Raw genomic sequence first — 25,393 nt, 5'->3', positions numbered from 1 at the left:
AAGCGGCAGGGCTTTTCGATTCCTAAGGCTTCGGTCCGATTACTCGGCGCTGTCGTCAGCGGCCTTCTTCTTGGCCGGAGCCTTCTTCTTCGGAGCGGCAGCTTCTTCGCCTTCGGCGGCTTCAGCCTTGGCAGCGGCCTTCTTCTTGGCCGGAGCCTTCTTGGCAGCCTTGCCTTCGCCCTCTTCGTCGTCAGCCGTCAGCTCTTCCTTGGAAACCGTCTTGTCGGTTACCGAGATTTCGCCGAGCAAGTGGTCGACGACCTTTTCTTCGAACAGCGGAGCGCGCAGCGAAGCAGCAGCACCGGGGGTGTTCTTGAAGTAGTCGAGGATCTGCTTTTCCTGCCCCGGGAACTGGCGGAGCTGTTCGAACAGCGAACGCTGCAGTTCGTCGTCGCTGACCTGGACGCCGGCCTTTTCGCCGATTTCCGAGAGAACCAGGCCGAGGCGAACGCGACGCTCAGCGAGCTTGCGGTATTCGGCGCGGGCTTCTTCTTCGGTGGTTTCTTCGTCAGCGAAGGTCTTGCCGGCCTGCTGCAGGTCGGTGTTGATCTGGCGCCAGATGTTTTCGAATTCGGCTTCGACGAGGCGCTCCGGCGTTTCGAACTGGTAGAGTTCGTCGAGCTGGTCGAGGATCTGACGCTTGACCTTCTGACGGGTCAGGTTGCCGTACTGGCTTTCGATCTGGCCGCGGACGATTTCCTTCAGCTTGTCAGCCGATTCGAGGCCGAGCTTGGTGGCCAGTTCGTCGTTGATTTCGATGTCCTGGGCGGCAGCGACGTCCTTGACGGTGATGTCGAAGGTCGCTTCCTTGCCGGCGAGGTTTGCAGCCGGATAGTCAGCCGGGAAGTTGACAGTGATGGTCTTTTCGTCGCCGGCCTTCAGGCCAACGAGCTGCTCTTCGAAGCCCGGGATGAAGCGGTTGGAACCGAGAACCAGTTCAGCGTCTTCGTCCTTGCCGCCGTCGAAGGCAACACCGTCGACCTTGCCGAGGTAATCGATCGTGACGCGGTCGCCGTTGGCGGCCTTGCCCTTCTTCGATTCGTAGCTGCGGGCGCTTTCGGCGATCTTCAGGATCTGCTCGTTGACTTCCTCGTCAGCGATCTCGACGACTTCGCGGGTCACCTTGATGCCGCTCACGTCCTTGAGTTCGATCGCCGGGATGATTTCGTAGGCAACGGTGAACTCGAGGTCAGCTTCCGCGTTGAGGATCTTGTCGGCTTCGGCCTCGTCCTCGGTCATCGCGACTTCCGGCTGGGTCGCCGACTTCTCGCCGCGGCCCGACAGGATCTCGGTCGGCTTCTCGCGGACGATCTCATTGACGAGGTCAGCCATGATCGACTTGCCATAGACCTTCTTCAGGTGCGCAACCGGCACCTTGCCCGGACGGAAGCCGTTGATCTTCACACGGTCCTTCACTTCGGCCAGGCGCTCGTTCATCCGAGCTTCCATGTCCTTGGCCGGGATAACGACCTTGAGTTCGCGCTTCAGCCCTTGAGCGAGCGTTTCGATAACCTGCATGTTCAAACCTTCATTTCACGTTGACTGTGCTCTTCCCCTTCGAAAGGTCTGGCGAGCACGTGAGCCGATCCATTTGCCGGGAGTGGCTTTACGCAGTTCTGCAACCGTTTTGCAAGCAAAATGGCACTCCAGCCCCCTTCATCCTCGCAGAATCCGGACTTTAGGCGCGATCGCTGTCTGGTGCGGGTAGAGAGACTTGAACTCCCACGCCTTGCGGCACCAGAACCTAAATCTGGCGTGTCTACCAATTTCACCATACCCGCGTTCAGACAATCGCACCGCCTGACCGTATTTCCGCAAGTCCAACCAGCGGAATACCGCGGATACAATGGGCATGCTGAAAGTTCAGGGCTTTCCCGAGCGCGGCGTCTCTATATCACTCGTTTTCACGGGATCAAAGGGAAAATGCGGAATTCCACGACGGATCGGAGCGCGTTCGCGGAGCCTCAATAAAAGGGCTCTTCATAGACCGGACTTCCGTTGACCGCGATCTCGCGGATCTGTGCTCTGCCCTTGCCATCTACGCGGATGTTGACGGAGAGCGCCTCGGCATTGCGCGCCTCTTCCAATGTGCGCCCTTCGCCCTCCGGCACGTAGAAGCGCTCGATGCCATAGTCCACGGTCAAGGGTAGCGGCGACGGCGACGGATAGTAGGAGAATGGAAGCGAGCGGAGCACGACGCTGTCGCCGGTCACCGGCAGCGGCTGGAACGACGCTTCTGTCGCCGTCCAGAAACCGTCTGGCTGCTTCGCCAGCCGAACATAGAGCATCACCTCGCCCGATTGTGTCGGAAGTCCACCTTTGAACAGTTCCGGCTGCAACATTGAAATATCATAGCTCAGTATCACGTAGTCGCCTCTGAGCAGGTCGCGCGGATCGACGGGCACGGTCTTCAGAAGGACATCCCGCCCGCTTCTGAGGATCGAAGCCCTGCTTTCGATCATGTAACCGAGCGCCGCCGTCTGGACGCCGGCCGCAAGCAGGGCGGCGAGCAACGGGTTCAGCCAACGTCTGGTCGATGCACCACTGTTCATTGAGAAACCTCCGCCTGGCGCGTTCGCGCCATATGCCCCTCGATCCGAATGACCAGCCAGGCGACGCACGCGACGACCACGCCCGAAATCAGGAAGAAGCCCGATGTGCCAAGCATCGATCCCAAGGTTTCGAAGGCGAGATAGAGAAGCTCGCCGGCAAAGGCGATGTAACCGAGATAACGCACCGCCCCGTTCTGCGCACCGGCAAGCGCAATGCCCAGGAGCGCAACCAACAGCGTGCCTGTTCCGGTCGCGACCTCCGTCGTCACCCCAACCGCCTCGTATTGAAGTCCGGTGAAACCAAGCAGGGCGAGCGCGAAGGAATAGAAAGCGGGCGCCGAACCCGCCTCGAGCGCAAGTTGGCGCACGGGCGAACCCGGCAGGGTCGCCGCCAGAAAGGCCGCAAGGCCGAGGACTGCGAGGCCGACCGCGAAAGCAAGTGACGGACTATCCAGATAAAGCCAGCCGAGCCAGGAAAGGACGAGCAGATAGGCCAGATGCCGGGCCCTGCCCGCCTCCGTGAAGCGGACCAGAAGAACGACGATCACGGCCAGAACCGGCACGGACCACAAGTGCCAGTCAGAAGCCGTGCTGAAACCATTTTCCGTCAACATGGTACCGAAATAGAACCAAGCGAGCCCGCCGGCGGCCGTTGCCATCGCTGCAGAGCGAAACGCGAGCGCCGAAAGGCAGGCGCCAACGAACCAGAGCAGCGCTGCATCCGCCGCATCGCCCGACAAATGATACATCTGCCCGATGAGCGCGATGCCGCCGCCAAAGGCCGCCGCGCCCAGAACCAGCGCCGCGGCGGCAAATGTCGTCCTGCCATTCTGAATCAGCCAGGCAGCGGCGAAGTGGAAGCCCCAGATCAAGGCGACGATGCCGGCGACGCGCGCGAGGCGCGGCAGTTCCTCCCAATTGGCGGCAACAAGCAACAGGATCGATGCGGATAACAGAAGGGCCGCCAGCATAAGCAGGACGCGCCCTGCCCGGAACGTCGACTCGCGTCCGTCATACTCGGCAAGCATGGCGCGCGCGGCATCTTCCTGCAGCAGCCCCTTGTCGATCCAGTGTTTGAAGTCTCGCTCGAGACGCGCGCGATACATCCTGCCCCCAGCCCTAAGAATCCAATGCTTGAAATGATCCAGTTGCGTCACCAACTAACCACGTATCGGCTCGGAAACACAATCGCTCTGTCGCGACTGAGGCCCCAGAGCCGAAAGGCACTGATGAACGGCTTGCGCGATGCGCATATCTTCCATGCGGATATTGCACTGCACAAATCGATTTAAAGCGCCTATATTCAAATCATCAAAGGCGAACGACGGCATGAAGCCAGACGGTCGCCGGCGGAAGCGGCCAACCGCCTCAGTTTACTGAGAAAGGCCCGGGCAAAACCCGAGAGAATTCGGTCGAGCGTACTCCTCCTCCCAACGCTCCTCCGATCAGATTGGCAACACTCCTCCTCCCAGTTGCCAATCACTTCAAATGACGCTCGCTGGACCTCCTCCCCAGCGGGCGTTATTGTTTTCAGCCCTCCCCCAGCAAGAAAATCTCCGACTTTGCGCAATTGCACAATATTCGTGCACACTTTCTCTGTATTCGCTCGCAGCCATGCACTCGATGCATAGGTGCCATTCTGGATCAGCGCTACCCTTCCGCCCGACTCCATACTATCTTCAACTCATCGATCGGGGCGGCGCACTCCTCCTCCCAGCGCCCCTCGATTTGGATCGGCGACACTCCTCCTCCCGGTTGCCGATCAGAACAAAGCGACGCTCGCTGGATCTCCTCCCCCAGCGGGCGTTGTTTGTTTTCCGGCCCTCGATTTGGGTCGAAAGCTTCAATCATCAGAACCTGATTGCAGATGCGTTTCGAACGCCATCCGACATCTGTCCGCCGCGCTCAGGCTTGCACGTGCTGCATGGGTGCGATGCAGCATTATCTCTGTAACTTCTGCTCAAAACGATTATATTCCAGACCATCAGATGACGGCCAGCAAGAGAGATGAGCGCTGGCACACGACCCTAGAAAGGATAGGATCATGAACCTCGCACGTTCTTTCAACAATTGGCGCAAGTATCGTCAGACCTGCAACGAACTCGGCCGCATGAGCGACCGTGAGCTGAGCGACCTCGGCATCGGCCGCGGCGACATCCCCTACGTTGCTCGCCAGGCGATCAAGTAATTCAGGCTGCGCTTCAAGCGCGACCGACCTCCAGTAAACGCCCTCCGGTTCATTCCGGGGGGCGTTTTCTTTTGCCTCTTGCTCTGGCATCACCGCCGCCCTTTCGCACGTGCGAAATGCTGTTGCGCACCTCGCCGGCGAGCAGCGAGCACCACCCTCGTGCCACGCATTGCAACCGCTCGCGCTCCAATTCCAAAAACATATGAAAAACAAAACACTAGAGCGTAGTGATCCGCATTTTAATCAATCGTTAATTGATGCCACCTTTTGAAGCGGTGCCCATCTATGCGGCGATGCACTGCACAAATGCATAGCAGCTGCATTTTCTTTGCACTCCACCTTCTAATTAGACAAGCGTATAAGAACCTCAACGACGCAGACAGATGGCTGTCGCGACAAACCGATCTTGAGGAAAAAGTCATGAACCCGATTCGTATCGCAAAAAGCTGGATCAACTACCGCCGCACCGTCAGCGAGCTCGGCAACCTGTCGAACCACGCTCTCAGTGATATCGGCATCACCCGCTACGATATCCGCAACATTGCGGCCCGTTCCTTCCGTTAATCTCAACGGTTCGAACTGACTTCCAAAACGGCGCCCTTCGGGCGCCGTTTTCGTTTATTGACATTGGAACGAAGGGCCGAGCCGTGATAGGAAGCCGCCCATGAGCAAAGACACCTCTTCCCATTCTCCCATCCATGTCGTCGGCGGCGGCCTTGCCGGTTCGGAGGCTGCCTGGCAGATCGCCGAGGCCGGAGTCCCGGTCATTCTGCACGAGATGCGCGGCGTGCGCGGCACCGATGCGCACAAGACCGACGGTCTCGCCGAACTCGTCTGTTCCAACTCGTTCCGCTCGGATGACGCGACCAGCAATGCGGTTGGCGTGCTGCACGCGGAAATGCGCCTTGCCGGCTCGCTGATCATGAAGTCCGCCGATGCCAACCAGGTTCCGGCCGGCGGCGCGCTCGCCGTCGATCGCGACGGCTTCTCTGACGCCGTCAGCGCCGCGATTGCCGCCCATCCGCTGATCACGGTCGTGCGCGAAGAAATCACCGGCCTGCCGCCGAGGGAATGGGATCTTGCGGTCATCGCAACCGGCCCGTTGACGGCACCCGATCTTGCAGAAGCCATCCGCACGGAAACGGGCGCCGATGCGCTCGCCTTCTTCGACGCCATCGCGCCGATCGTCTACACCGAGACGATCGACATGGACGTCTGCTGGTACCAGTCGCGCTACGACAAGGTCGGCCCCGGCGGCACCGGCAAGGACTACATCAACTGCCCGATGACCGAGGAGCAGTACAACGCCTTCGTTGACGCGCTGGTCGCCGGCGACAAGACCGGCTTCAAGGAGTGGGAAGGTACGCCCTATTTCGATGGCTGCCTGCCGATCGAGGTCATGGCCGAACGCGGCCGCGAGACTCTACGTTACGGACCCATGAAGCCGATGGGCCTCACCAACGCCCATACCCCCACGGTCAAGCCCTATGCCGTCGTGCAGCTGCGCCAGGACAACGCGCTTGGCACGCTCTACAATATGGTCGGCTTTCAGACGAAGCTGAAATACGGCGCCCAGGCGGAAGTCTTCCGGATGATCCCGGGCCTGGAGAATGCCGAATTTGCACGCCTCGGCGGCCTGCACCGCAACACCTACATCAATTCGCCAACGCTGCTCGACCGAACGCTGACGCTGAAGTCGCGCCCGGGCCTGCGCTTTGCCGGTCAGATCACCGGCTGTGAAGGATACGTGGAGAGCGCCAGCATCGGCCTGCTCGCCGGGCGCTTCGCCGCCGCTGAGCGCAAGGGCGCGACTTTGGCCGCACCGCCAGCGACCACCGCCTTCGGCGCGCTGCTGAACCATATCACCGGCGGGCACATCGTTTCCGACGATGAGCCGGGCAAACGTTCGTTCCAGCCGATGAACGTCAATTTCGGCCTGTTCCCGCCGCTCGATCCGGGAGCAATCACCAAGCCGGAGGGCGCCAAGCGCTTCCGTGGCAAGGAAAAGGCCGCTGCCAAGAAGCAGGCAACGGCGTCGCGTGCGCTCGCCGATTGCGCCGCATGGCTCGGCAAGTCCGCCTGACGGCGAATATGAGACCAGAACAACGAAACGGCCCGCTCGTGATACCGCCAGCGGGCCGTTTCTTTTGAATGGAACTGTGAAGTCGCTACTCGCTCGACTGCGCTGCAGGGGACGGTTCCGAGTTGGGCTGCGTGAATTCCGATTTCGGGTTGAAGCTGCCGAGCAGCCAGAGAGAAACTTCCGCCGCCTCGCCGGCGTTCTGGAACTCGAAGGCATTGTCCAGATAGGCAAAGTCGGGGAAATGCACGATCAGCCCACGGCCGGTCTCAGAGCTGTTCACCCGGACCTTTCCAGGCTGGATGACGTGGCAGACATAGTGCGTGCCATGCGATTGGATGAAGCCCGCCTTGCCGTCGTGCAGCCTCAGGAAGATCGCCTTCCGATCCGCGGTGGAATGCAGTGCCCGGATCGCCTCATCCGGAAATGCGCGCCCGAATTCCACCATCGCAGAACCTGCATCGGGATTGTCCCAATCCCGCTCGGCACGAGCGTTCATCCACATGTAGAATGCGCCGGCCAGAACAATGACGGCGATGAGCAATAACCAAAGCATCCGCGGGCGCTCCCCTTCGCTCGGCATGACGCCGATAAACCGCTTCTATAGACTACGAGGCTTGTGCCAATTTGGCGTCCCGTCGGGCGCGCCGACGCGGAACGCATCGGGTTCTTAACAAGTAGCGCGTCTGCTTTGCCGCCCTAGAAGCGACGCCGCCGAGCGGCGCGCCACATCCACCATTGCCGCCGCCATTGCGCCGGCCGGATGGGTGTCTTTAAAAGTCCAGCGCCAGCCGCCTCGGCGCGATCGAAGATCGGCTCGGCCAGCGCGAGCGGCACGAACGCCGGAAAATTCGACGGCGAGATCGCCGCCATCTGAGCCCGTGCCTTGGCCAGATGATCCCGCCCGAACCCAGAAAATGCCCTAATCGCCCGGCCGATACCGTCGCTGTCTTTGCCGGCAATAAGCGTTTCCCGATCAAGGCCGGTCGCGCGCAGCAGTTCTGCCGGCAAATAGACCTGGCCGCGTCTCAGATGCAGCGGCAACAGCATCAGGAGGCCGGCGACAGTCTGCGCCACACCGGCGTGACCAGCGGCTTCCGCCGATTTGGCCGCATTCTGCGGGTCGAGCACCAGCGACGAGAGCTGGATCAAGGCCGAAGCGGTCTCGCCGGCATAACCTTCGAGCGCCGAGCGGTCTTCCAAGGGGTCGTCATAGAGATCGAAGATCCGGGCATCGATCATGTTCTGCAGGACCGAGACCGGCAGCCTGTGCTCGCGAATGCACTGCAGAAGCGCTTCGGCGAGCGGATGCCCCTCACCGGAGGCTGCATCGTTGCCGATGAGATCGCGCCACCACTGCATGCGGATTTCGCCTGGAATCGGCTCATGCACGAGATCGCGAATTCGCGCGATTTCCGCGTTGAAGGCATAGAGTGCCGCGAGCGAGCGCTGCTTGTCGGCGGGGGCAAGCAGGCAGGCGAGATAGCGGTCGCGGTCCGTATCCCTGAGGTCGGCCAGGATCTGAGCGGAAATATCTTGCACGTCGTCTTCCCCGAATGCCCGATCAGACGGCGATCAGCGCGACGGCGACAGCACGCGATTCGGCCAGCATCACATTGTAGGTGCGAACCGCAGCCCCGGTGCTCATCGGATCCGACGATACATTGACGGCACGCAGCGCGGCCTTCAGGTCTGCGGGCAGCGGGCGGATGTCCTTACCGGTGCCAACCAGCAGCACTTCGATGTCTTTCGCCTCATCGATGACCCTGAGGAATTTCTCGACGGCCAGGGGATCGCCTTCGGCCACGTCCCACGCATAGACGCCCGAGGGCAGCATCAGGATCGAGCCGCGATGCGACATGTCCGCAAAGCGAAAGCCGCCGTTGCCATAGGCATCGATCGGTGCGCGGCCCGGAAAATGCGCTTCGCGAATTTCAATACCCTTGGGCATTTCAAACTGTACCCTTTGCCGCGCCGGCAGCACCCGTATCCGCGCCGGACGCGTTTTCGTCCCCCGGAATGTGGTCGGTCCGCTTCCCGAAGAGGATGAGGATCGGGCCGGCGATATAGATAGAGGAGATCGTCCCGGCGACGACACCAAACAGCATGGTGATGCTGAATGAGCGAATGAGGCCGCCGCCGAAGAGATAGAGCGCGGCGAGCGCCAGAATGGTCGTCAGCGCCGTCAGGATCGTGCGCGAGAGTGTCTGGTTGATCGACGTATCGATCAGCACCGAAAGCGGCATGCGGCGATAGCGGCCGAGATTCTCGCGAATGCGATCGTAGATCACAACTGTATCGTTCAACGAGTAGCCGACGATGGTGAGAACGGCGGCGATACTGCCGAGATTGAACTCGATGCCCGTCAGCACCAGGAACCCAATCGTCAGCAGCACGTCGTGCACGGTTGCGATAATCGCACCGACGGCAAAGCGCCACTCGAAACGCAGCCAGACATAGAGCAGGATCGCCACGAAGGAGATTGCGAGCCCAAGCGTTCCCGCGCGCGTCAGCTCGCTCGAAACAACCGGGCCAACCACTTCGACGCGGCGGAAGTCGTATTCGTCGGCCAGCTCCGTCCTGATGACGCTGGCTGCGGTCTGCTCGGCATTGTCGCCCGCTTCTTGAGACGGAACCCGCACCAGCACATCCTCGCCCGAGCCCAGTTGCTGGACCTGGACCTCGCCAAAGTTCAGCTCGTCGAGGCGGGTGCGGAGGTCGGCAACGTCGACGGGACCGCCCTTGGAGTGCAGCTCGATGATCGAGCCGCCCTTGAAGTCCACACCCAGATTGAGCCCGATACCCGCAAGCAGGAGCACCGAGGCCGCCGACAAGGCGGCCATCAGGATGAACACCGGATTACGGATCTGCATAAAACGGATGTCCAGATCGCTGAAGCGCCCGGTTCGAATGCCCTTCGGCAGGCGTTCCGACTTCCACTGCCGGAGCCAACGCTTCACGATCAGACGGGTCACCGTATAGGCGGTGAAAAGCGTCGTGACGCTGCCGATCGCGAGAGTGACGGCGAAACCGCGCACTGGCCCGGAACCGAGGTAGAACAGGATGGCGCTGGCGATCAGCATCGTCAGGTTGGCGTCGAAAATGCTGCTGAAGACGCGAGAGAAGGCGTTGTTGATCGTGCGGAGCAAGGGCTCGCCACCACGAACCTCCTCGCGAAGGCGCTCGTAGATCAACACGTTCGAATCGACCGCGACGCCGATCGTCAGGATGATGCCGGCAATCCCCGGCAGGGTCAGCGTCGCCCCCGACACGGAAAGCGTCGCAAGGATCAAGACAATATTCAAGGCGAGCGCGATGATGGCAAAGACACCGAAAACGCCGTAGAAGAAGATCATCGAGGCGGCGACGGCGATCGCCGCGACAAAGCCGGCCTTGAGGCCATAGGCAATCGCGTCGTCACCGACACCCGGGCCGACCGTCCGCTCCTCGACGAAAGTCAGCGGTGTTGGGAGCGGTCCGGTCCTGATGAGAGCGGCGAGATCCGCAGCAGAGTCGGCCGGAAGCTCGGCAGAAATGCGCGCCGTGTCGCCTTTGACGGCTTCCGAAAGCTTGGGCGTTGCGGCAACCTGGCCATCAAGAACGATCGCAATCTTCGCCTCCGGCTGCTGCGCCGTGACGGCGGTAACCCGCTGCTGCGCGGCCGCCTCGAGCTTGACCGCGACCGACGCCGTATCGGCGCCGGCATCTGCTTCCGGCTGCGCGGCGACAAAACTGGCCGCCGCCAGCAATGGTTCCTTCTGGACCAGATAGGGAACCGGCGGATCGTCATAGGAAAAGAGGACTTCTGCGCCCGCTGGCACCTGGCCATCGACGGCTCGCTCAACGGGCACGGACGTATCCAGCAATCTGAAAGTCAGATGTGCGCTTTGGCTGAGCAGATCTTTCAGTCGTTGTGGGTCGTCGAGCCCCGGCACCTGGACGATGAGCCGATCTTCGCCACGGCGCTGGATCAGCGGCTCCAGAACGCCAACTTCAGCGACGCGGCGACGCACCACATCGATCGATTGCGCAAGGGCCAGTGACAGCCGGTAGTCGATGCCTTCGTCGGTCAGGCGCAGACGGACGAGTTCATCCTCGTCGGCGCTGTCAAACACAACTTCGGAAATCGACCCGGAGCCAAATCCGCCGGCATCGACCGGCGCCGTCAGTGTCTTCAGCTTATCGCGAGCGGCGGGGAGTTGCGCACGGTCCCGAACCCGGAACGAAATCGACTGACCTTCGCCCGATAGGCCGATATAGGCGATATCGGCATCGCGCAGGGACTTTCCGACTTCGCTGGCGACCGCTTCGAGCCTCTCGGCGACGATGTCGCTGCGCGCGGCCCGCAGCATGAAGTGCGAGCCTCCCTGGAGATCAAGGCCGAGCGCCACCTGGCGATGCGGCAGCCAGGACGGTAATCCGGCTGCCTCTTCACGGCTCAGAACATTCGGCAACGCACAGGCGATGCCGGCGAGTGCCACCAACCAGACGAGGATACGTTTCAACGGCGGAAATCTGCGCATGCCTCAAACGCTCCAGTTGTTCGTCGGATGGTGGCTGTCCGCGTCCCTTATTCTTTCACAGGTTCGCCTTTGACGCGAACTTCAGATACGCCGCTGCGAACGACGCGGATCTTCACGCCTTCGGCAATTTCGACTTCGAGTTCGTTGTCATCGACGACCTTCGTAACCTTGCCGACGATGCCGCCGCCGGTCACCACCTGATCACCGCGGCGGATGTTCTTCAACAGCTCCTCGCGGCGCTTCATCTGGGCGCGCTGCGGACGGATGATCAGGAAATACATGACAACAAAGATCAGCAGGAACGGCAGGATGGACATGAGAATGTCCGCGCCGCCGGTGGAAGGGGCACCGGCTGTCTGCGCAAAAGCTTCGGTAATGAACATCGATCACTCCTTGAGTTCAAATATCGGCGGTTCCTCCGCACCAAATCGGCCGGAATATAGGGGCGCGCGGCCGCTCTGCAAAGCGGCGGCACCCTTACCCGTTCCTGTGCCTCTGACACAATTTGCACAAGAGGAGAACCCCCCGCACGGGGCTCTGCGGCCTTTTCCAGCGCAAACCTGCGTGCTACCGGGTGTCTGTTAACGGTAGCGTCGCAATTGCGGGGCAATCGCGTGCCGTTTCAGGCGCCCCGTTTTCATTGCAGTGCGACCAAATGATTGATTCAGTTGTTGGAGATAGACATATGCCGGATGCAAAGATCGACGTTCTCATCAGGGAAATGCAGAAGCTTTCCGCGGCGATCGAGCGCATGGCCGGTCCAGCCGCAGCAAGCAATGACTGGGACGGCGCCGAATGCTTCGTCTGGGCTCCAGCCACACATCACCTGCAACCGGTTGCCAAGCCCAACCGTATCGAGTTGTCGCTGATATCAGGAGTGGATCACGTCCGTGACATCCTGCTCGACAACACGCTGCGCTTCGCCGAAGGTTTTCCTGCCAACAACGTTCTCCTGTGGGGCGCCCGTGGCATGGGCAAGTCTTCGCTGGTGAAATCCGTGCATGCGCAGGTCGCCCGCGATACCGGCGTCGCGGTCAAGCTCGTCGAGGTGCATCGGGAAGACATCGCCACCCTGCCCGCGCTGATGGACATCCTCAAGACCGCACCGGTGCCCGTGATCGTCTTCTGCGACGACCTGTCCTTCGATCATGACGACACGTCCTACAAATCGCTGAAGGCCGTACTCGACGGTGGCGTCGAAGGTCGGCCGTCGAACGTGCTGCTCTACGCGACATCGAACCGGCGCCATCTGCTGCCGCGCCACATGATGGAAAACGAGCAGTCGACCGCCATCAATCCTTCCGAGGCGGTCGAGGAAAAGGTGTCGCTGTCCGACCGCTTCGGGCTGTGGCTTGGCTTCCACAAGTGTAGCCAGGAAGACTACCTTGCCATGGTCGATGGCTATGCAAAGCATTACGGCTTTGCGGTCGAGGCCGAGACCCTGCATGCGGAAGCACTCGAATGGGCGACGACCCGCGGCGCAAGGTCCGGCCGCGTCGCCTGGCAATTCATTCAGGATCTTGCCGGACGCATGCGCCATCGACTGGACGCATAGGCGTTAGCGATCGGATCGTTGGCCAAATCTGCTCGACCATGGACAAAAAATACCGCCCGCCGAAATCCGGCGGGCGGTTTCTGATTCTTACGCTTCCTACAGCGCCGCGCGTCTTATCAGACGCGCAAAGGTCGCTGTAGCACTTTGATTTTCTGCATGTCTTTGTCCTTAGATCGAGGTCGATTTAAGGAGACATGCAGTAGATCCAGTCGGACCCGGAGGCCGGACTATTCGAGGAAGGTCGAAGGGTTCACCGCCGTCGCATTCTTGCGCACCTCGAAGTGCACCTGCGGCTGGCTGGCGCGACCGGTCATGCCGGAAGCCGCGAGCGTCTGGCCGCGCTGTACCTTCTGGCCGCGCTGAACCTTGAGCTCGGAAGCGTTGCCGTAGACCGTGACCGTGCCGTCGTCATGGCGGACCAGGACAGCGTTGCCGAGCTCCTTCAGGCTGCTGCCCGAGTAGATGACGACGCCGTTCTCGGCCGCCTTGATCGGCGTGCCCTCAGGCACCGAGATGTTGATGCCGTCGTTGCGGTTGCCGTCGACGTTGGCGCCGTAGCCGGCGACCACTGCGCCGCGAACAGGCCAGCGATATTTGCTGATCCCGGTCGACTTCGGCGAGTCCTCATCGACATCCGCCTTGAGCGCAGCAACGTCCGTAACGCTCTGCTTGGCGGCCGGCGGCTGGTATTCTGCCGGCTTACCTTTTTCGAGTGAGGCAACCTGCGGCTGCTCAGTCTTCTTGCTCGGAACCGATGCGGTTTTGACCTGGTCCGGNCGCCCGGCAACTGCAGCGTCTGGCCGACGCGGATCGATTCTGCGCTCAGACCGTTCGCCTGCTTGAGGGCTGCGACAGACACGCCCGTCGTCTTGGCAATGCGATTGAGCGAGTCGCCGGGCTTCACGGTGTAGGTGCCGCCGCCACTGCCTTCGCCGTTCGTTGCCGGCTTGCCCGCAACGACATCCGTCTTGCCAGCGTTCTTGTCGCGAGACTGGGCGGAGCCCGGCAGGATTGCAACGTCGCGCTGATCGTTGGGCAAGGGCGAAGGCTGGCGCTTGCTACCATCGAGACCAGCGATCGAGTTGGTCGCAGCCCCCTTCGCAGGGCTACCGACGGAACCAAAGGTCGGGATGACCAGGCGCTGGCCGGTTTCGACCTGAGCAGCCGATTGCAGACCGTTGGCCTTCAGAATTTCCTTCTCGGGAACGCCGAAGCGCTTGGAGAGAACTGCGACGTTGTCGCCGGGCCGAACCATGATCGTCGGCGCATTCTGCGTCGTCCAGCCGCTCTTGCTTGCGGTTTCGTTGACGGCCGCCGGGAGCGTCTGCTGCGTCGCGATTGCCGCCTGCTGACGAGCAGCGGGGAACGGCTGCGCTTCTGGACGCTGACGCGTCGTCGCGCTCGGATCGGCCAGGGTCGTGCGCTGGACGGAGATCGGCGTTGACGCACCACGGGCAGCCGACACCGGAGTGGAAGCGGTATTCACTGGATCATAGCCACCCTGCGCGCTTGCAGTCGGATAGGGTTGGCCGAGAGCACCGTTATCCGCCGGAGAAGCTGCCGCCATCTGGCCGACTGCCACGTCGCCACGCGGAACCGGCGTCGCATCGCGCGGAATTGAATTTGTGGTGATGTTGTCCGACCGGGAGAACAGGCCATCAAATCGGCTGGCATCCGAACTGCAGCCCGTTGCGGCGCCTGCTAGCAGGACCGCCACGCAAAGGCGGATCGTGGACTTTCCAACCCCGGGAGATACAAACTGACGCATGACGCTTACCCACTCCGAACGCAACTCGATGTGGGATGATTAAAGCGTATTAGAGTTACCGCCCGGTTAAGGTCAGCACCACCAAAGGACTAATTTGACGAAACGCTAACCATAGGCCCGGCCGGCCATCTGAGAATGCCGATCGGCCTGGCCGCACGCCGCGAGCGTCCCGCCACGCTTCGCGGGCGCAGAAGCCCCGCGTGCGGCAATCGCGAGAACCTAGCTCAGTTCGGAATAGAGACGCTCGATTTCCGAAACGGAACGCCGCTCCGTTGGTTCATCTTCATAGCTGATGCTTGTCAGATCCCAGGCGAAAATCGGACGCCCCTCGGGACGGACCGGGGTTTCGGACTGAGCGGTCTTGTCTTCTTCAAGCAGGACACTCACCAGCGTCTGGAACGTGGTGTCGCCGTCCGCACCGCTCGCCCGTTCATATTCAAGCGACCGCAGACCGGCCACGGCGGCCTCACGCGTCCCAAAATAGCGCAGGCTGTCCTGATCTTCGGGACGAAGGCTGTCGTAGTAGTCGATGAAGTTCTTGTAGTAGCCCTCATGATCCCCGGCATCGAGAAATTTGCCGAAGGCCTGGTATTCGCGCAACGCCAGCTGCGGAGACAGGCGGTTGTTCCACTCGTCGCGGCTGAGCGCCGGCTGTCCGTCCGATGCCTTCTTCGTTTGGCTGAGATAGAGCAGAGCATCGGCGGAAAGGGAGATGCGCGGAGTAGGGTCGAAGAAACTCGCCGCGAGCGCCTGTGCGGACTGTTCGTCCTTGCCGGCGGAATTCGCCTGGCCGGCGTTGCGCCCTGCAAGATTATTCAGCCCGTCGCCCGATGCTGCGGCCGTCAGCCTGTTCGCGATCTGCATTTGCCGTCTCCGTCAATCTCACGATCCGGCAGCAACATCCCAGTCGTGCAAGAGCGACGACTCGCGGGCGGAACCTATCGTGCAGTGGAGGGGTATGGCGCGAAGCTTGCGCGAGGCTGGACGCGGTTAAGAATTCCTTAACGCACCAAAGTGCCGGCGGAGATGTTCGGCAGCGGCCGTATCACAGGAACGACGCGAGCTGCGGCACGATCGGAAGGTAGGGCGCATCGAACAGATCCTCGCGATCGAAGCGGCTTCCCGTTCGGTTGACCCGAACGACCCGGCAATGAGTCTCACTCATCATGATCGGCACCACCAAGGTTCCGCCTGAGACGAGATGATCGGAAAACATGCGCGGCAGGCTATTGAAGGCAGCGGTGATCAGGATGCGGTCGAACGTGCCCTCGCCCGGCACCCCGGCGCTGCCATCCGCATGGCGAACGATGACGTTGCGAACGCCTGATTTCTCAAGGTTTTTCTGCGCCGTACCGACGAGTGTCTGATAGCGGTCGATCGTCAGGACGCGTTCAGCCACCCGCCCCATCACAGCTGCGGTAAAGCCGCTGCCGGTACCGACCTCGAGGATGCGCTGTCCTGTCTTCAGGTTCAGACAATGCAGCAACCGCACCGCGAAATCATAGCCTTCCATGAACGAGCCGCACTCGAGCGGAATCGTGCGCTGCGAGTAAGCCTCGGCCTGATATTGCGGCGGCGCGAACTGGCCGCGCGCGGTCTGCTCGACCGCCTTGAGGAGGTCATGATTGATGATGCCGGCGGCGCGCAGCCGTAGCACCATCCTGGCAAAGCCTTCCTGTTCCGAAACGCGCACGCTCAATCAATGAGCCCCTTCGTTCAAAGCCCGCATCAGACGGTCCTGGACGCTATAGTCCGTCAGGTCGAGCTTGAGCGGCGTCACCGAGATGTGATTCTCGCGCAGAGCATGAATGTCGGTTCCGGCGCGAAAATCGCCGAACCGCTCGCCAAAGCGCAGCCAGAAGTAGGGAAAACCACGGCCGTCCGTCCGCTCATCGATCGACAGGCCAAAGTCGAGCTTGCCTTGCGACGTTACCTCGATCCCGGCAACGGTGTCGGCTGAGCAGTTCGGGAAATTGACGTTGAGGAACGTGCCATCGGGCAAGTCCACGGCCATCATTTTGCGGATCAGGCCCGGCGCGTGCGTCTCCACCACATCCCAAGGCACGGACTTGCCGACGGCGTGGTGATAGGCCTGGCTGAGCGCGATCGAGCGAATGCCCTGCAACGTGCCCTCGATAGCGCCCGCAACCGTGCCGGAATAGGTCACGTCATCGGCCATGTTGGCACCGATGTTGACGCCGGAGAGCACGAGATCAGGCTTGCGATCCAGCACCTTGCGAACCGCCATGATGACGCAATCCGTCGGCGTGCCCCGGAGGGCAAAGCGCTTCTCGGCGATCTGCCGGAGCCGCAGCGGCTCCGACAGGGTCAGCGAATGCGCCAAACCGCTCTGGTCCGCTTCGGGTGCCACGACCCAGACATCGTCCGAGATCGTCCTGGCGACCCTTTCGAGCACAGCGAGACCTTCAGCATGAATGCCGTCATCGTTTGTCAGCAGGATCCGCATGGTTGCCGTCCTTCCCTTGACGTCCGCTCAGACGGCCTTCTCGATGCGCGTCTGGCCGCCCATATAGGGCACCAGCACATCCGGCACCGATACCGAACCGTCTTCGTTCAGATAGTTTTCGATGACGGCGATCAGCGCGCGCCCGACGGCGACACCGGATCCGTTCAACGAATGAACGAAGCGCGTGCCCTTGTCTTCCTTGGTGCGGTAGCGGGCATTCATCCGGCGGGCCTGGAAATCGCCGCAGACCGAGCAGGACGAAATCTCGCGGTAGGTATCCTGTCCCGGCAGCCAGACCTCCAGATCATAGGTCTTGCGTGCACCGAAGCCCATGTCGCCGGTGCAGAGCGTCATCACACGGTAGTGCAGACCCAAGCGCTTCAGCACCTCTTCCGCACACGCCGTCATGCGCTCGTGCTCATCCACCGAAGTTTCGGCATCGGTGATCGAAACCAATTCGACCTTGTTGAACTGGTGCTGGCGCAGCATGCCGCGGGTGTCGCGACCGGCCGAACCCGCCTCCGAGCGGAAGGACGGCGTCAGCGCGGTGAAGCGCAGCGGCAGCTTTTCGCCTTCGAGGATCTGCTCGCGAACGATGTTGGTGAGCGGCACTTCTGCAGTCGGGATCAGCCAGCGACCGTCCGTCGTGCGGAACAGGTCTTCGGCAAATTTCGGCAGCTGTCCCGTACCGTACATCGCATCGTCGCGCACGAGGAGCGGCGGCTGCACTTCGGTGTAGCCGTGTTCCTGGGTGTGCAGGTCGAGCATGAACTGGCCGAGCGCACGCTCGAACCGGGCCAGCTGGCCTTTCAGGATCGTGAAGCGCGAGCCGGAAATGCGGGCAGCCCCTTCGAAATCCATGAGGCCGAGCGCCTCGCCGATCTCGAAATGCTCGCGCGGCTGGTGATTCCAGGTGGGCTTGTTGCCGACCACGCGCTTGACGACGTTGCCGGTCTCATCTTCGCCGACCGGAACGTCCTCGAGCGGGATGTTCGGAATGCGGGAGAGCGCGTCGTTGAGCTCTGTTTCCACCTTGCGGCTGTCTTCCTCAAGCGCCGGCATGGCGTTCTTGAGTTCGGCCACCTCGGCCTTCAGTTTTTCGGCAAGCTCGGCGTTCTTCTGCGCCATAGCGGCGCCGATGTCCTTGGACGCAGCGTTGCGGCGCGACTGCATGTCCTGCAGCGACTGAAGGATCGTGCGGCGGCGTTCGTCGAGGGCGATCAGCGACGCCGACAAAGGCTCCGCGCCCCGCTTCGCCAGGGCGGCGTCCAGCATCTCGGCATTTTCACGGATCCATTTAATATCAAGCATTGTCGTTCCACGCGTTGGTCAACTCACGGCGCGAAATCTCGAATGCTCAGCCCTTGGCGGGGCCGACCTCTCCGGAAGATCCTTCCTGCGACTCGGCAACTTCGCTCTTGAGCGCGTCCGCTGCCCGCTGTCTTTCGATGAGTCGCGCCGTATAGATCGAAATTTCGTAGAGAAGGATGGCTGGCAGTGCAAGGCCGATCTGGGAAACGGGATCGGGCGGCGTCAAGATGGCTGCGACGAAGAACGCAATGACGATCGCGTACTTTCGCTTATCCTTGAGGCCCTGGGAAGTGACGAGCCCGACGCGCGCAAGCAACGTCGTCACCACCGGCAACTGGAAGACGAGGCCGAAAGCGAAGACCAGCGACATGATCAGACTCAGGTATTCCGATACCTTTGGCAGGAGCTGGATTGCCACCTGCCCTTCGCCGCCGCCCTGCTCCATGGCCAGAAAAAACCACATAACCATGGGCGTGAAGAAGAAATAGACCAGGGCGCCCCCCATGAGGAACAGTATCGGCGACGCGACCAGGAATGGCAGGAAGGCAGCGCGTTCGTTCTTGTAGAGGCCTGGGGCGACAAACTTGTAGATCTGCGCGGCGATCACGGGAAAGGCGATGACCATAGCGCCGAACATCGCCACCTTGATCTGGGTAAAGAAGAATTCCTGCGGGGCCGTATAAATCAGCTCGACATTGCGATGGTTCAGGCCGGCCCAGCCCACTGCCCATTTGAACGGCAGCACCAAAAGGTTGAAGAGGCCCTTGGCAAAGTAGAAGCAGACGAGGAACGCCATGAAGAACGCGCCGACGGCCCACATCAGGCGTCTGCGCAATTCGATCAGATGCTCGATCAGCGGCTGCGGCCGGTCCTCGATATCGCCGCTCATGCTTCACCTTTCTTGCGCGTGCTGGCGCGCGGCTTGGACGTCTTGGTAGCCGGCTCGGCTGGAGCGGGCTTCGACGACTTCTTCTCGGCCACCGCCTTTGCGGGTGCCTTTGCCGGAGTTTTGGGCGCAGCCGCCTTTGGCGTTGCAGATTTCTTTGCCACCGGTGCCGGATCGGCCTTCGCCTTTGGCATCCGCTTGGGCTTTTCAGCCGGGACGGCAACCTCGGCGCGCTCGAGCTGACGAGTGGCAGAGCCTACGGCCGCAGCGGCGACCGCATCTGCGGGCTTCGCTTCCGCGACAGCTACCGGAGCGGCCATGACCGGCTCCGCAGTCGCGGGCTCGGTGGTACCCGTCGTGGCGGGCTTGTCAGGCGTCGCAGCCTTCTGCAGGTCCGATTTGATATCGTTGCCGATCTGGCGAAGCGGATTCATCGCATCCCTGAGCGCATTGGCCGGGTTGAGACTTTGCGCATCGCTGATCGTTTTTCGGACGTCGTCCAGATCCGCTTCGCGCAACGCTTCATCGAACTGCTGACGGAACTCGGAGGCCATGCCACGCAATTTCGTGGTCATGCGCCCGAATGCCCGCAGCATCGGCGGCAGATCCTTCGGCCCGACAACGACAATGAGAACGATTGCAATGACGACAAGCTCGGTCCAGCCGATATCAAGCATTTGATATGTCCTGCAAATCCATGACCCAGCCCGCCTGGCATCAATGCCAGCCGGGCCCTACGGACGCTTGATCGTTAGCGAACTTCGTCTGACTTGTGGTCGACCGTCTTGTTGTCGATCGTCTTGTCAGCCGAACCGGCGTCGTCCTCGCTCATGCCCTTCTTGAAGTTCTTGATGCCTTTGGCAACGTCGCCCATCAATTCCGGAATCTTGCCACGGCCGAACAATAGCAGGACCACCGCCAAAAAGATTAGCCAGTGCCAGATGCTTAAGGACCCCATGCTCTTACTCCCTTGAGGCTCTCATCAAAATTAAGAGCCTGCCACATGTCAAATTTCAGGCGTGCCACGGACAATCGCGCCTTGCGATCGACCCTAAGACGTTGATGCGTCTTTTTCAAACAGCAATATATCCCGCTCGTTAACCGAAAGCATTACGTCACGCAATCCTTGCGGCAATTGGTCCGCGCGGATACGGGCGCGCACAATGTCCTCGCAGCCCGGCACGGCCAGTTCCAACAACTCCACCACACCGATGAACCGGCGGGAAACGATGCGCGCAGGCGTGTCGCCATTCTCCTCGCCGACGCGCACCCCGGAAAGCCGCACCGCGACCGAAACGCGCTCCCCTTCGCCGTGGCGCCCGGCCGCTACGGTGCCGACCGGCGTATCAACGCGGCCATTGCGAACCTGCGCATTGAACACGTTGATTTCCGAGAAGAAACCGGCCGCAAAGAGGTTTCTCGGATGGCGGTAAAGCTCATCTGCCGTACCAACCTGGACAAGTCGCCCATCTTGCAGCAGCGCAATTCGATCGGCCATGCGCATCGCTTCTTCCGCATCGTGGGTGACGACGATCGCCGTCGCCCGGGTCTCTCTGAGGATAGCGAGCGTATCGGCGCGGATCGAATCCTTCAGACGCGAGTCGAGGCCGGAAAACGGTTCATCCATCAGAAGCACGGCAGGACGCGGCGCAAGCGCGCGCGCAAGCGCCACACGCTGCTGCTCGCCGCCGGAAAGCACGTGCGGGTACTGGTTAGCGTAGTGGGAGAGCCCCACACGCTCGAGTGCCGCGTCCGCCTGGTTCAGGGCTTCCTTCTTTGGCAGCGCCGTCAGGCCAAAGCGGACGTTGTCGCGAATGGACATGTGCGGGAAGAGCGCGAAGTCCTGGAACATCAGCCCGACACCGCGTTTTTCGGGCGGCAGGAAAACCGTGGGGCCGGAAATCTCCTGGCCATTGAGCAGAAGGCGTCCCGTGCTCTGCTTCTCGATCCCTGCGGCGATACGCAGCAAGGTCGTCTTGCCGGACCCAGACGGACCGAGCAGGCAAAGGACCTCGCCGGCCTTGGCCGCCAGGCTGACGCCCTTGATCGTTTCCTTGGCGTGATAGCTGTGATGAATATCTTCGAAGGCCAGGCTCGCCGCGAAGGATACACCCGCCGTCCGTCGCGTTGTCATGACGGGAGCGTCCTGCGGATCTGAAACCATGCTCGCATTCCTTGACACCAGTCGCGCCCGCTGAAACGGCCGGGCGCCAGGGAAAGCCGATATCCCCATTCAGGTTTTAATCAGCTTCTTCGCCCTTCGGTGTCAAGAGCCCCAGTTCTTCAAGGTCCAGCTGGGTGATGGGGTCTTCGTTCTCGGCAAGTTCGTCTTCGCCTACCGGAACGGGAATATTGAGATTGGACGGCACGCGGCCGGAAAGCAGCCCCGCCCCCTTCAGCTCCTCGATACCCGGCAGGTCGCGCAGTTCTTCGAGACCGAAGTGATCGAGAAAATCGCGGGTGGTGCCGAAGGTGACCGGCCGGCCCGGCGTGCGCCGGCGTCCCCTGAAGCGGACCCAGCCCGCTTCCATCAGCACGTCGAGCGTGCCCTTCGACGTCTGAACCCCGCGGATATCCTCGATCTCCGCGCGGGTCACCGGCTGGTGGTAGGCAATGATGGAAAGAACTTCGAGCGCAGCGCGCGAGAGCTTGCGGACCTCCTGTTCGTCGGTCTGCACGACGAAGGAGAGATCGGCTGCCGTGCGGAAAGCCCAATGGTCGGCGACCTGAACCAGGTTGACGCCGCGCGTCGCGTAGAGCGCCTTCAGCCGCATCATGATGCGACCGACATCGGCACCACGCGGCAGGCGACTTTCGATATAGGTCTCCGACACCGGCTGCGCCGAAGCAAACACCAGGGCTTCCGCGATCCGCTCGGCTTCCTGCTCCATCCGAGGATCGAAGGTCGGCGTCGCTCCGATCTCATCGTCCTCGTCGGAAGCTTCGGGCACGTACTTTTGGGCTTCAGCCACGGGCTGCCTCCATTTCGGCAAGCGTCTCCGCATCGATCGGGTTCGGTCCGCGCCGAAGATAGATGGGCGCAAAGGCCTCTTCCTGGCGGATCTCCAGCCGGCCCTCGCGAACCATCTCGAGCGAAGCTGCGAAGGAACTGGCGATCGCCGTTGCCCGCTCCTTCGGCGTCGTCATGTAGCGGATGAGAAAATGATCGAGCGCTGTCCAATCGTCGAGACCGCCGATCATGCGCGCCAGTATCAGGCGCGCGTCGGCAAGCGACCACACATGGCGCTTCTCGATCGTCACCTGCGTGATCGCCTGACGCTGACGCAGGCTCGCATAGGCGCTCAGGAGATCATAGAGCGAGGCATCGAAGCCGGACTTCTTCTCGGTGACGATATGTTCCGGGGCACCGCGAACGAAGACATCCTGGCCGAGCCGGTTTCTATTGATGAGCCTTGTTGCCGCCTCACGCATCGCCTCCAGGCGTTTCAGCCGGAAAGCCAGGGCCGAGGCCATTTCCTCGCCCGTTGGACCGTCGTCCTTCGCCTGTTGTGGGATCAGCAGGCGCGATTTCAGATAGGCAAGCCATGCCGCCATGACGAGATAGTCGGCGGCAAGCTCGATGCGGATGCTGCGCGCCCGCTCGATGAAGGCGATATATTGCTCGGCGAGTGCAAGTACGGAGATGCGCGAAAGATCGACACGCTGGCTGCGGGCAAGATGAAGCAGGAGATCGAGCGGGCCTTCGAAACCGGCAAGATCAACCACCAGCGCTTCTTCATGCAGCCCGCGCTCTGAAGTCTCTTCCTGCCACAGGGGCTCCATCGGCGCCTTCGACGCAGGCTTGCCTTGTCTTTCGCCCGCATTGCTCACTGACAGTCCAATCCTTTCCTGCCGGCCGCGCCTACCTTACACCGTCGCGAACTGGCCGTTAAACTCCGTCCGTAGATCGCTTTCGCTCGCATCGTCAGGCGCCCGGAACGCCGCTTCGACAGCCTTCGCCCGACGCAGGCTCTCGCCGGCGAGAACCGGCACCACGTCGGCGACGGCCTTCATTTCTTCCATTATGCCATGACAATGCAAGACGAGATCAAGCCCCGCGGCGATGATGTTGCGCGCGCGAGCGGTCATATCGCCGGCAAGCGCGTTCATCGAGACGTCGTCCGACATCAAGAGACCGTCGAAACCGATGTGACCGCGAATGATCTCGCGGACGACCTTCGCCGAGGTTGTCGCCGGATTGTCCGGGTCGATCGTCGTGAAGACCATGTGCGCCGACATCGCCATCACCTCGTCCTTCATGGCAACGAAGGGCAGGAAGTCGCTGCCAGCAAGTTCTTCGAAAGTAGCACTGACCACAGGCAGATTGTGGTGCGAGTCGACGAAGGTGCGGCCGTGACCGGGCATGTGCTTCATGACAGGCAGCATGCCGCCGGCCTTCAACCCCTCGCCCATCGCACGGCCGATCGCCGTTACGGTCTCAGGGTCGTGACCATAAGCGCGATTGCCGATGACGTCGTGGCTGCCGGGCACCGGCACATCGAGCACCGGCAGACAATCGACGGTAATGCCGAAGCGCATCAGGTCGAAGGCGTGGAGGCGTCCCATCAGCCAGGCAGCGCGCAGACCGAGCTCCCGGTCGCGTCGGTAGATTTCGCCGATCGCCGCGCCATTCGGGTATTGCTGGACGAGCGGTGGGCGAATGCGCTGCACGCGCCCGCCTTCCTGGTCGATGAGCACAGGTGCGTTCGGATTGCCGATGCTGTCGCGAAGCGACGCCACCAGATCGGCGATCTGCTGCTCCTCGCCGATATTGCGCCCGAACAGGATGAAGCCCCATGGCCGCTCGCCGGCAAAGAACTGGCGTTCGTCTTCGTTAAGAGAAAGGCCCTTGCAGCCCGAGATAAATGCTTTTGATTCGCTCATTGAGAGAGCATAGAGCGGGCGTCGCCCGGCGCGAAGCCACAAAGACGAAGCCCCGTCGTTCATGCACAAGGCCATGGGGCAAACGAAAACCCTGAAATGCGAAGGGCGCGGCCTATGAGCCGCGCCCTCCTCAACTCTATCCGTTGTGCCCGGCTTACTTGGTCACCAGGCAGCTTCCGCCAGCGCCCTTGTACTTGGAGCACAGGGCATTTGCCTCTTCCTTGGAGCCGGCCGGGATGCGGACACGATAGTAGGTGCCCTTGCCGGCGATCTCCGCCTTGCGGATATCGACGCCACGGCCGCCAATGACGCTGCCGAACTTGCTGGAAAGGCTGTTGTAGGACTTCTGTGCTTCGGCTTCGGACGGCAGGGATGCGACCTGGATGAAGTATCCGCCGGTCGGAACCGATGCGGTTGCAACCTGCTGCGCCGGCTGGGCTTCTGCAGTGGCAGCCGCCGGCTCTTCGGCCGGACGCACGTTGCTGCGCTCGGTAGCAGTGCCGGCAACATTAGCCGGCTGCTCGACCGGACGCGCCTGCGGCGTTGGCGCCTTGTCGCCTGTTGCCGTCGTCGTCACGCTGCGAACCGGAACCTGTTCGATATCGGCATTGCCCGTTGCGGCAAGCGCCACCTGATCGACATTGGCCGATGCCTGACCGGCAGCAGTGACATCAGCCGAAGCGACTTCCTTCGAGGGCGCTTCCGGCAGCGGCTGCGTCGCACNCCGGTGCGGCAACCGGCTCTTCACGAGCAACCAGCGTGCCATCCGGCTTGACGATCATTGTGCGCACTTTGCGCGGTGCAACGGCCGGTGCCTTGTCTTCTTCCTGAGCGGCAGTCTGGGTGCCGCCATCCGGCAGCAAGCGAGCGCCGTCCTCGTCATCGGCCGGCAGGTTGGCCTGCAGGCCATCCGAGTCGTCGCTGCCTTCAAGCGGCAGCGTTTCCGGCGTCAGCGTCTTCTGAACGACGTCCATCGGCTCTTCGGTCGAAGAAACCAATGCTTCCTGCTGCGGCGCACCGGCTTGGGCTCCAGCGACGCGGTCGTAAACGGCCTTGTCCTGGTTCGGAACGGTCTTGCCGCCCTTTTCTTCCGGCACGACCTTAACCGGCCCCTTGTCGGCGAGAATGATCTTGGGACCCTCGGCAGAGGTTACCGCACCACTGCCGCCCATCCAGGCG

Annotated in this window: 24 protein-coding genes, 1 tRNA gene and 1 pseudogene; 4 read left to right on the top strand and 22 right to left on the bottom strand. The window is 61.7% G+C overall.

The genetic code is table 11. The annotated features are described in order from the left end of the window. Nucleotides 1–39 precede the first annotated feature (39 nt). From tig to ACTJKE_RS14575, 4 genes are all read right to left on the bottom strand, one after another. Complete coding sequence (gene tig, locus ACTJKE_RS14590; protein WP_057255849.1) at nucleotides 40–1,518, bottom strand: trigger factor; 1,479 nt, start codon at nucleotides 1,516–1,518, stop codon at nucleotides 40–42. 178 nt (nucleotides 1,519–1,696) lie between these two features. Beyond that, a tRNA-Leu gene (locus tag ACTJKE_RS14585) sits at nucleotides 1,697–1,781 on the bottom strand. Between the two features lie 183 nt (nucleotides 1,782–1,964). After that, complete coding sequence (locus ACTJKE_RS14580) at nucleotides 1,965–2,552, bottom strand: GDYXXLXY domain-containing protein (RefSeq protein WP_440691925.1); 588 nt, start codon at nucleotides 2,550–2,552, stop codon at nucleotides 1,965–1,967. After that, a complete protein-coding gene (locus tag ACTJKE_RS14575) occupies nucleotides 2,549–3,658 on the bottom strand; it encodes a DUF2157 domain-containing protein (protein ID WP_440636896.1) in 1,110 nt (369 codons plus the stop codon). The genes ACTJKE_RS14580 and ACTJKE_RS14575 overlap by 4 nt, the downstream gene beginning before the upstream one ends. 938 nt (nucleotides 3,659–4,596) lie before the next feature. Between ACTJKE_RS14575 and ACTJKE_RS14570 the strand changes: the two genes are divergently transcribed. The 3 genes from ACTJKE_RS14570 (at nucleotide 4,597) to trmFO (ending at nucleotide 6,823) form a co-directional block, all read left to right on the top strand. After that, nucleotides 4,597–4,740 (top strand): DUF1127 domain-containing protein, encoded by a 144-nt coding sequence (locus ACTJKE_RS14570; RefSeq protein WP_065376908.1) that lies wholly within the window; start codon nucleotides 4,597–4,599, stop codon nucleotides 4,738–4,740. A 420-nt stretch (nucleotides 4,741–5,160) separates the two neighbouring features. Further along, complete coding sequence (locus ACTJKE_RS14565; RefSeq protein ID WP_082616298.1) at nucleotides 5,161–5,304, top strand: DUF1127 domain-containing protein; 144 nt, start codon at nucleotides 5,161–5,163, stop codon at nucleotides 5,302–5,304. 100 nt (nucleotides 5,305–5,404) lie between these two features. Beyond that, on the top strand, nucleotides 5,405–6,823 hold the full coding sequence (gene trmFO, locus ACTJKE_RS14560) for a methylenetetrahydrofolate--tRNA-(uracil(54)-C(5))-methyltransferase (FADH(2)-oxidizing) TrmFO (protein ID WP_058320626.1): 1,419 nt from the start codon (nucleotides 5,405–5,407) through the stop codon (nucleotides 6,821–6,823). Between the two features lie 85 nt (nucleotides 6,824–6,908). On the opposite strand, the gene ACTJKE_RS14555 is transcribed toward trmFO, so the two are convergent. The 5 genes from ACTJKE_RS14555 to yajC all read right to left on the bottom strand — a co-directional run bounded on the left by ACTJKE_RS14555 (nucleotide 6,909) and on the right by yajC (nucleotide 11,726). Then, nucleotides 6,909–7,376 (bottom strand): hypothetical protein, encoded by a 468-nt coding sequence (locus ACTJKE_RS14555; RefSeq protein ID WP_058320625.1) that lies wholly within the window; start codon nucleotides 7,374–7,376, stop codon nucleotides 6,909–6,911. A gap of 143 nt (nucleotides 7,377–7,519) precedes the next feature. Then, nucleotides 7,520–8,362 (bottom strand): phytoene/squalene synthase family protein, encoded by an 843-nt coding sequence (locus ACTJKE_RS14550; RefSeq protein WP_057255840.1) that lies wholly within the window; start codon nucleotides 8,360–8,362, stop codon nucleotides 7,520–7,522. A gap of 22 nt (nucleotides 8,363–8,384) precedes the next feature. Further along, on the bottom strand, nucleotides 8,385–8,771 hold the full coding sequence (locus ACTJKE_RS14545; RefSeq protein ID WP_057255838.1) for an Mth938-like domain-containing protein: 387 nt from the start codon (nucleotides 8,769–8,771) through the stop codon (nucleotides 8,385–8,387). Nucleotide 8,772: 1 nt separating this feature from the next. After that, a complete protein-coding gene (secDF, locus tag ACTJKE_RS14540; protein WP_112995895.1) occupies nucleotides 8,773–11,343 on the bottom strand; it encodes a protein translocase subunit SecDF in 2,571 nt (856 codons plus the stop codon). Between the two features lie 47 nt (nucleotides 11,344–11,390). After that, entirely contained in the window at nucleotides 11,391–11,726 is a 336-nt protein-coding gene (yajC, locus tag ACTJKE_RS14535; protein ID WP_057255835.1) for a preprotein translocase subunit YajC, read from the bottom strand. A gap of 302 nt (nucleotides 11,727–12,028) precedes the next feature. Here yajC and ACTJKE_RS14530 point away from each other — a divergent pair, with 302 nt between their 5' ends. Beyond that, a complete protein-coding gene (locus tag ACTJKE_RS14530; RefSeq protein WP_058320623.1) occupies nucleotides 12,029–12,898 on the top strand; it encodes an ATP-binding protein in 870 nt (289 codons plus the stop codon). 227 nt (nucleotides 12,899–13,125) lie between these two features. On the opposite strand, the pseudogene ACTJKE_RS14525 reads toward ACTJKE_RS14530, so the two are convergent. From ACTJKE_RS14525 to ACTJKE_RS14465, 13 genes and pseudogenes are all read right to left on the bottom strand, one after another. Next, a pseudogene (locus ACTJKE_RS14525) lies at nucleotides 13,126–14,666 on the bottom strand (peptidoglycan DD-metalloendopeptidase family protein). Nucleotides 14,667–14,885: 219 nt separating this feature from the next. Beyond that, on the bottom strand, nucleotides 14,886–15,530 hold the full coding sequence (locus ACTJKE_RS14520) for a biotin biosynthesis protein BioC (protein ID WP_440636900.1): 645 nt from the start codon (nucleotides 15,528–15,530) through the stop codon (nucleotides 14,886–14,888). A gap of 181 nt (nucleotides 15,531–15,711) precedes the next feature. Next, nucleotides 15,712–16,365 carry a protein-L-isoaspartate(D-aspartate) O-methyltransferase gene (locus tag ACTJKE_RS14515; protein WP_440636902.1) on the bottom strand — a complete coding sequence of 218 codons (654 nt, stop codon included), beginning with the start codon at nucleotides 16,363–16,365 and terminating at the stop codon, nucleotides 15,712–15,714. Continuing rightward, complete coding sequence (gene surE / locus ACTJKE_RS14510; protein ID WP_440636904.1) at nucleotides 16,366–17,133, bottom strand: 5'/3'-nucleotidase SurE; 768 nt, start codon at nucleotides 17,131–17,133, stop codon at nucleotides 16,366–16,368. A gap of 27 nt (nucleotides 17,134–17,160) precedes the next feature. After that, complete coding sequence (gene serS / locus ACTJKE_RS14505) at nucleotides 17,161–18,444, bottom strand: serine--tRNA ligase (protein WP_093232422.1); 1,284 nt, start codon at nucleotides 18,442–18,444, stop codon at nucleotides 17,161–17,163. A 46-nt stretch (nucleotides 18,445–18,490) separates the two neighbouring features. Beyond that, nucleotides 18,491–19,333, bottom strand: coding sequence for a twin-arginine translocase subunit TatC (tatC, locus tag ACTJKE_RS14500; protein ID WP_057255820.1), 843 nt, complete (start codon nucleotides 19,331–19,333; stop codon nucleotides 18,491–18,493). Beyond that, nucleotides 19,330–20,007, bottom strand: coding sequence for a Sec-independent protein translocase protein TatB (gene tatB, locus ACTJKE_RS14495; protein ID WP_057255818.1), 678 nt, complete (start codon nucleotides 20,005–20,007; stop codon nucleotides 19,330–19,332). Before tatB ends, tatC begins: the two co-directional genes overlap by 4 nt. A gap of 74 nt (nucleotides 20,008–20,081) precedes the next feature. Next, on the bottom strand, nucleotides 20,082–20,288 hold the full coding sequence (locus tag ACTJKE_RS14490) for a twin-arginine translocase TatA/TatE family subunit (protein ID WP_057255816.1): 207 nt from the start codon (nucleotides 20,286–20,288) through the stop codon (nucleotides 20,082–20,084). A gap of 93 nt (nucleotides 20,289–20,381) precedes the next feature. Beyond that, nucleotides 20,382–21,494, bottom strand: a complete 1,113-nt coding sequence (locus tag ACTJKE_RS14485; RefSeq protein WP_112995896.1) for an ABC transporter ATP-binding protein — start codon at nucleotides 21,492–21,494, stop codon at nucleotides 20,382–20,384. 76 nt (nucleotides 21,495–21,570) lie between these two features. Then, entirely contained in the window at nucleotides 21,571–22,302 is a 732-nt protein-coding gene (gene scpB / locus ACTJKE_RS14480; RefSeq protein ID WP_057255812.1) for an SMC-Scp complex subunit ScpB, read from the bottom strand. After that, a complete protein-coding gene (locus tag ACTJKE_RS14475; protein WP_375374138.1) occupies nucleotides 22,295–23,161 on the bottom strand; it encodes a segregation and condensation protein A in 867 nt (288 codons plus the stop codon). The genes scpB and ACTJKE_RS14475 overlap by 8 nt, the downstream gene beginning before the upstream one ends. Before the next feature lie 36 nt (nucleotides 23,162–23,197). Further along, complete coding sequence (gene nagZ / locus ACTJKE_RS14470) at nucleotides 23,198–24,214, bottom strand: beta-N-acetylhexosaminidase (RefSeq protein WP_112995897.1); 1,017 nt, start codon at nucleotides 24,212–24,214, stop codon at nucleotides 23,198–23,200. Nucleotides 24,215–24,368: 154 nt separating this feature from the next. Beyond that, entirely contained in the window at nucleotides 24,369–24,980 is a 612-nt protein-coding gene (locus tag ACTJKE_RS14465; RefSeq protein ID WP_440691924.1) for an SPOR domain-containing protein, read from the bottom strand. Nucleotides 24,981–25,393 lie beyond the last annotated feature (413 nt).

The organism is Ensifer sp. 22521 (assembly GCF_052044795.1).
Classification (GTDB): domain Bacteria; phylum Pseudomonadota; class Alphaproteobacteria; order Rhizobiales; family Rhizobiaceae; genus Ensifer.
The sequence above is the reverse complement of the archived record's forward strand: the minus strand, read 5'-3'. Positions and strand labels throughout refer to the sequence as shown.

Bases quoted from the DNA above. Each gene is read 5' to 3' on its own strand.
- tatC (WP_057255820.1), bottom strand. From the start codon at position 19,333: ATGAGCGGCGATATCGAGGACCGGCCGCAGCCGCTGATCGAGCATCTG.
- ACTJKE_RS14580 (WP_440691925.1), bottom strand. From the start codon at position 2,552: ATGAACAGTGGTGCATCGACCAGACGTTGGCTGAACCCGTTGCTCGCC.
- ACTJKE_RS14565 (WP_082616298.1), top strand. From the start codon at position 5,161: ATGAACCCGATTCGTATCGCAAAAAGCTGGATCAACTACCGCCGCACC.
- nagZ (WP_112995897.1), bottom strand. From the start codon at position 24,214: ATGAGCGAATCAAAAGCATTTATCTCGGGCTGCAAGGGCCTTTCTCTT.
- ACTJKE_RS14570 (WP_065376908.1), top strand. From the start codon at position 4,597: ATGAACCTCGCACGTTCTTTCAACAATTGGCGCAAGTATCGTCAGACC.
- ACTJKE_RS14520 (WP_440636900.1), bottom strand. From the start codon at position 15,530: ATGCAGATCGCGAACAGGCTGACGGCCGCAGCATCGGGCGACGGGCTG.
- serS (WP_093232422.1), bottom strand. From the start codon at position 18,444: ATGCTTGATATTAAATGGATCCGTGAAAATGCCGAGATGCTGGACGCC.
- secDF (WP_112995895.1), bottom strand. From the start codon at position 11,343: ATGCGCAGATTTCCGCCGTTGAAACGTATCCTCGTCTGGTTGGTGGCA.
- tatB (WP_057255818.1), bottom strand. From the start codon at position 20,007: ATGCTTGATATCGGCTGGACCGAGCTTGTCGTCATTGCAATCGTTCTC.
- ACTJKE_RS14545 (WP_057255838.1), bottom strand. From the start codon at position 8,771: ATGCCCAAGGGTATTGAAATTCGCGAAGCGCATTTTCCGGGCCGCGCA.
- ACTJKE_RS14555 (WP_058320625.1), bottom strand. From the start codon at position 7,376: ATGCTTTGGTTATTGCTCATCGCCGTCATTGTTCTGGCCGGCGCATTC.
- tig (WP_057255849.1), bottom strand. From the start codon at position 1,518: ATGCAGGTTATCGAAACGCTCGCTCAAGGGCTGAAGCGCGAACTCAAG.
- trmFO (WP_058320626.1), top strand. From the start codon at position 5,405: ATGAGCAAAGACACCTCTTCCCATTCTCCCATCCATGTCGTCGGCGGC.
- ACTJKE_RS14485 (WP_112995896.1), bottom strand. From the start codon at position 21,494: ATGGTTTCAGATCCGCAGGACGCTCCCGTCATGACAACGCGACGGACG.
- ACTJKE_RS14575 (WP_440636896.1), bottom strand. From the start codon at position 3,658: ATGTATCGCGCGCGTCTCGAGCGAGACTTCAAACACTGGATCGACAAG.
- ACTJKE_RS14530 (WP_058320623.1), top strand. From the start codon at position 12,029: ATGCCGGATGCAAAGATCGACGTTCTCATCAGGGAAATGCAGAAGCTT.
- surE (WP_440636904.1), bottom strand. From the start codon at position 17,133: ATGCGGATCCTGCTGACAAACGATGACGGCATTCATGCTGAAGGTCTC.
- ACTJKE_RS14490 (WP_057255816.1), bottom strand. From the start codon at position 20,288: ATGGGGTCCTTAAGCATCTGGCACTGGCTAATCTTTTTGGCGGTGGTC.
- yajC (WP_057255835.1), bottom strand. From the start codon at position 11,726: ATGTTCATTACCGAAGCTTTTGCGCAGACAGCCGGTGCCCCTTCCACC.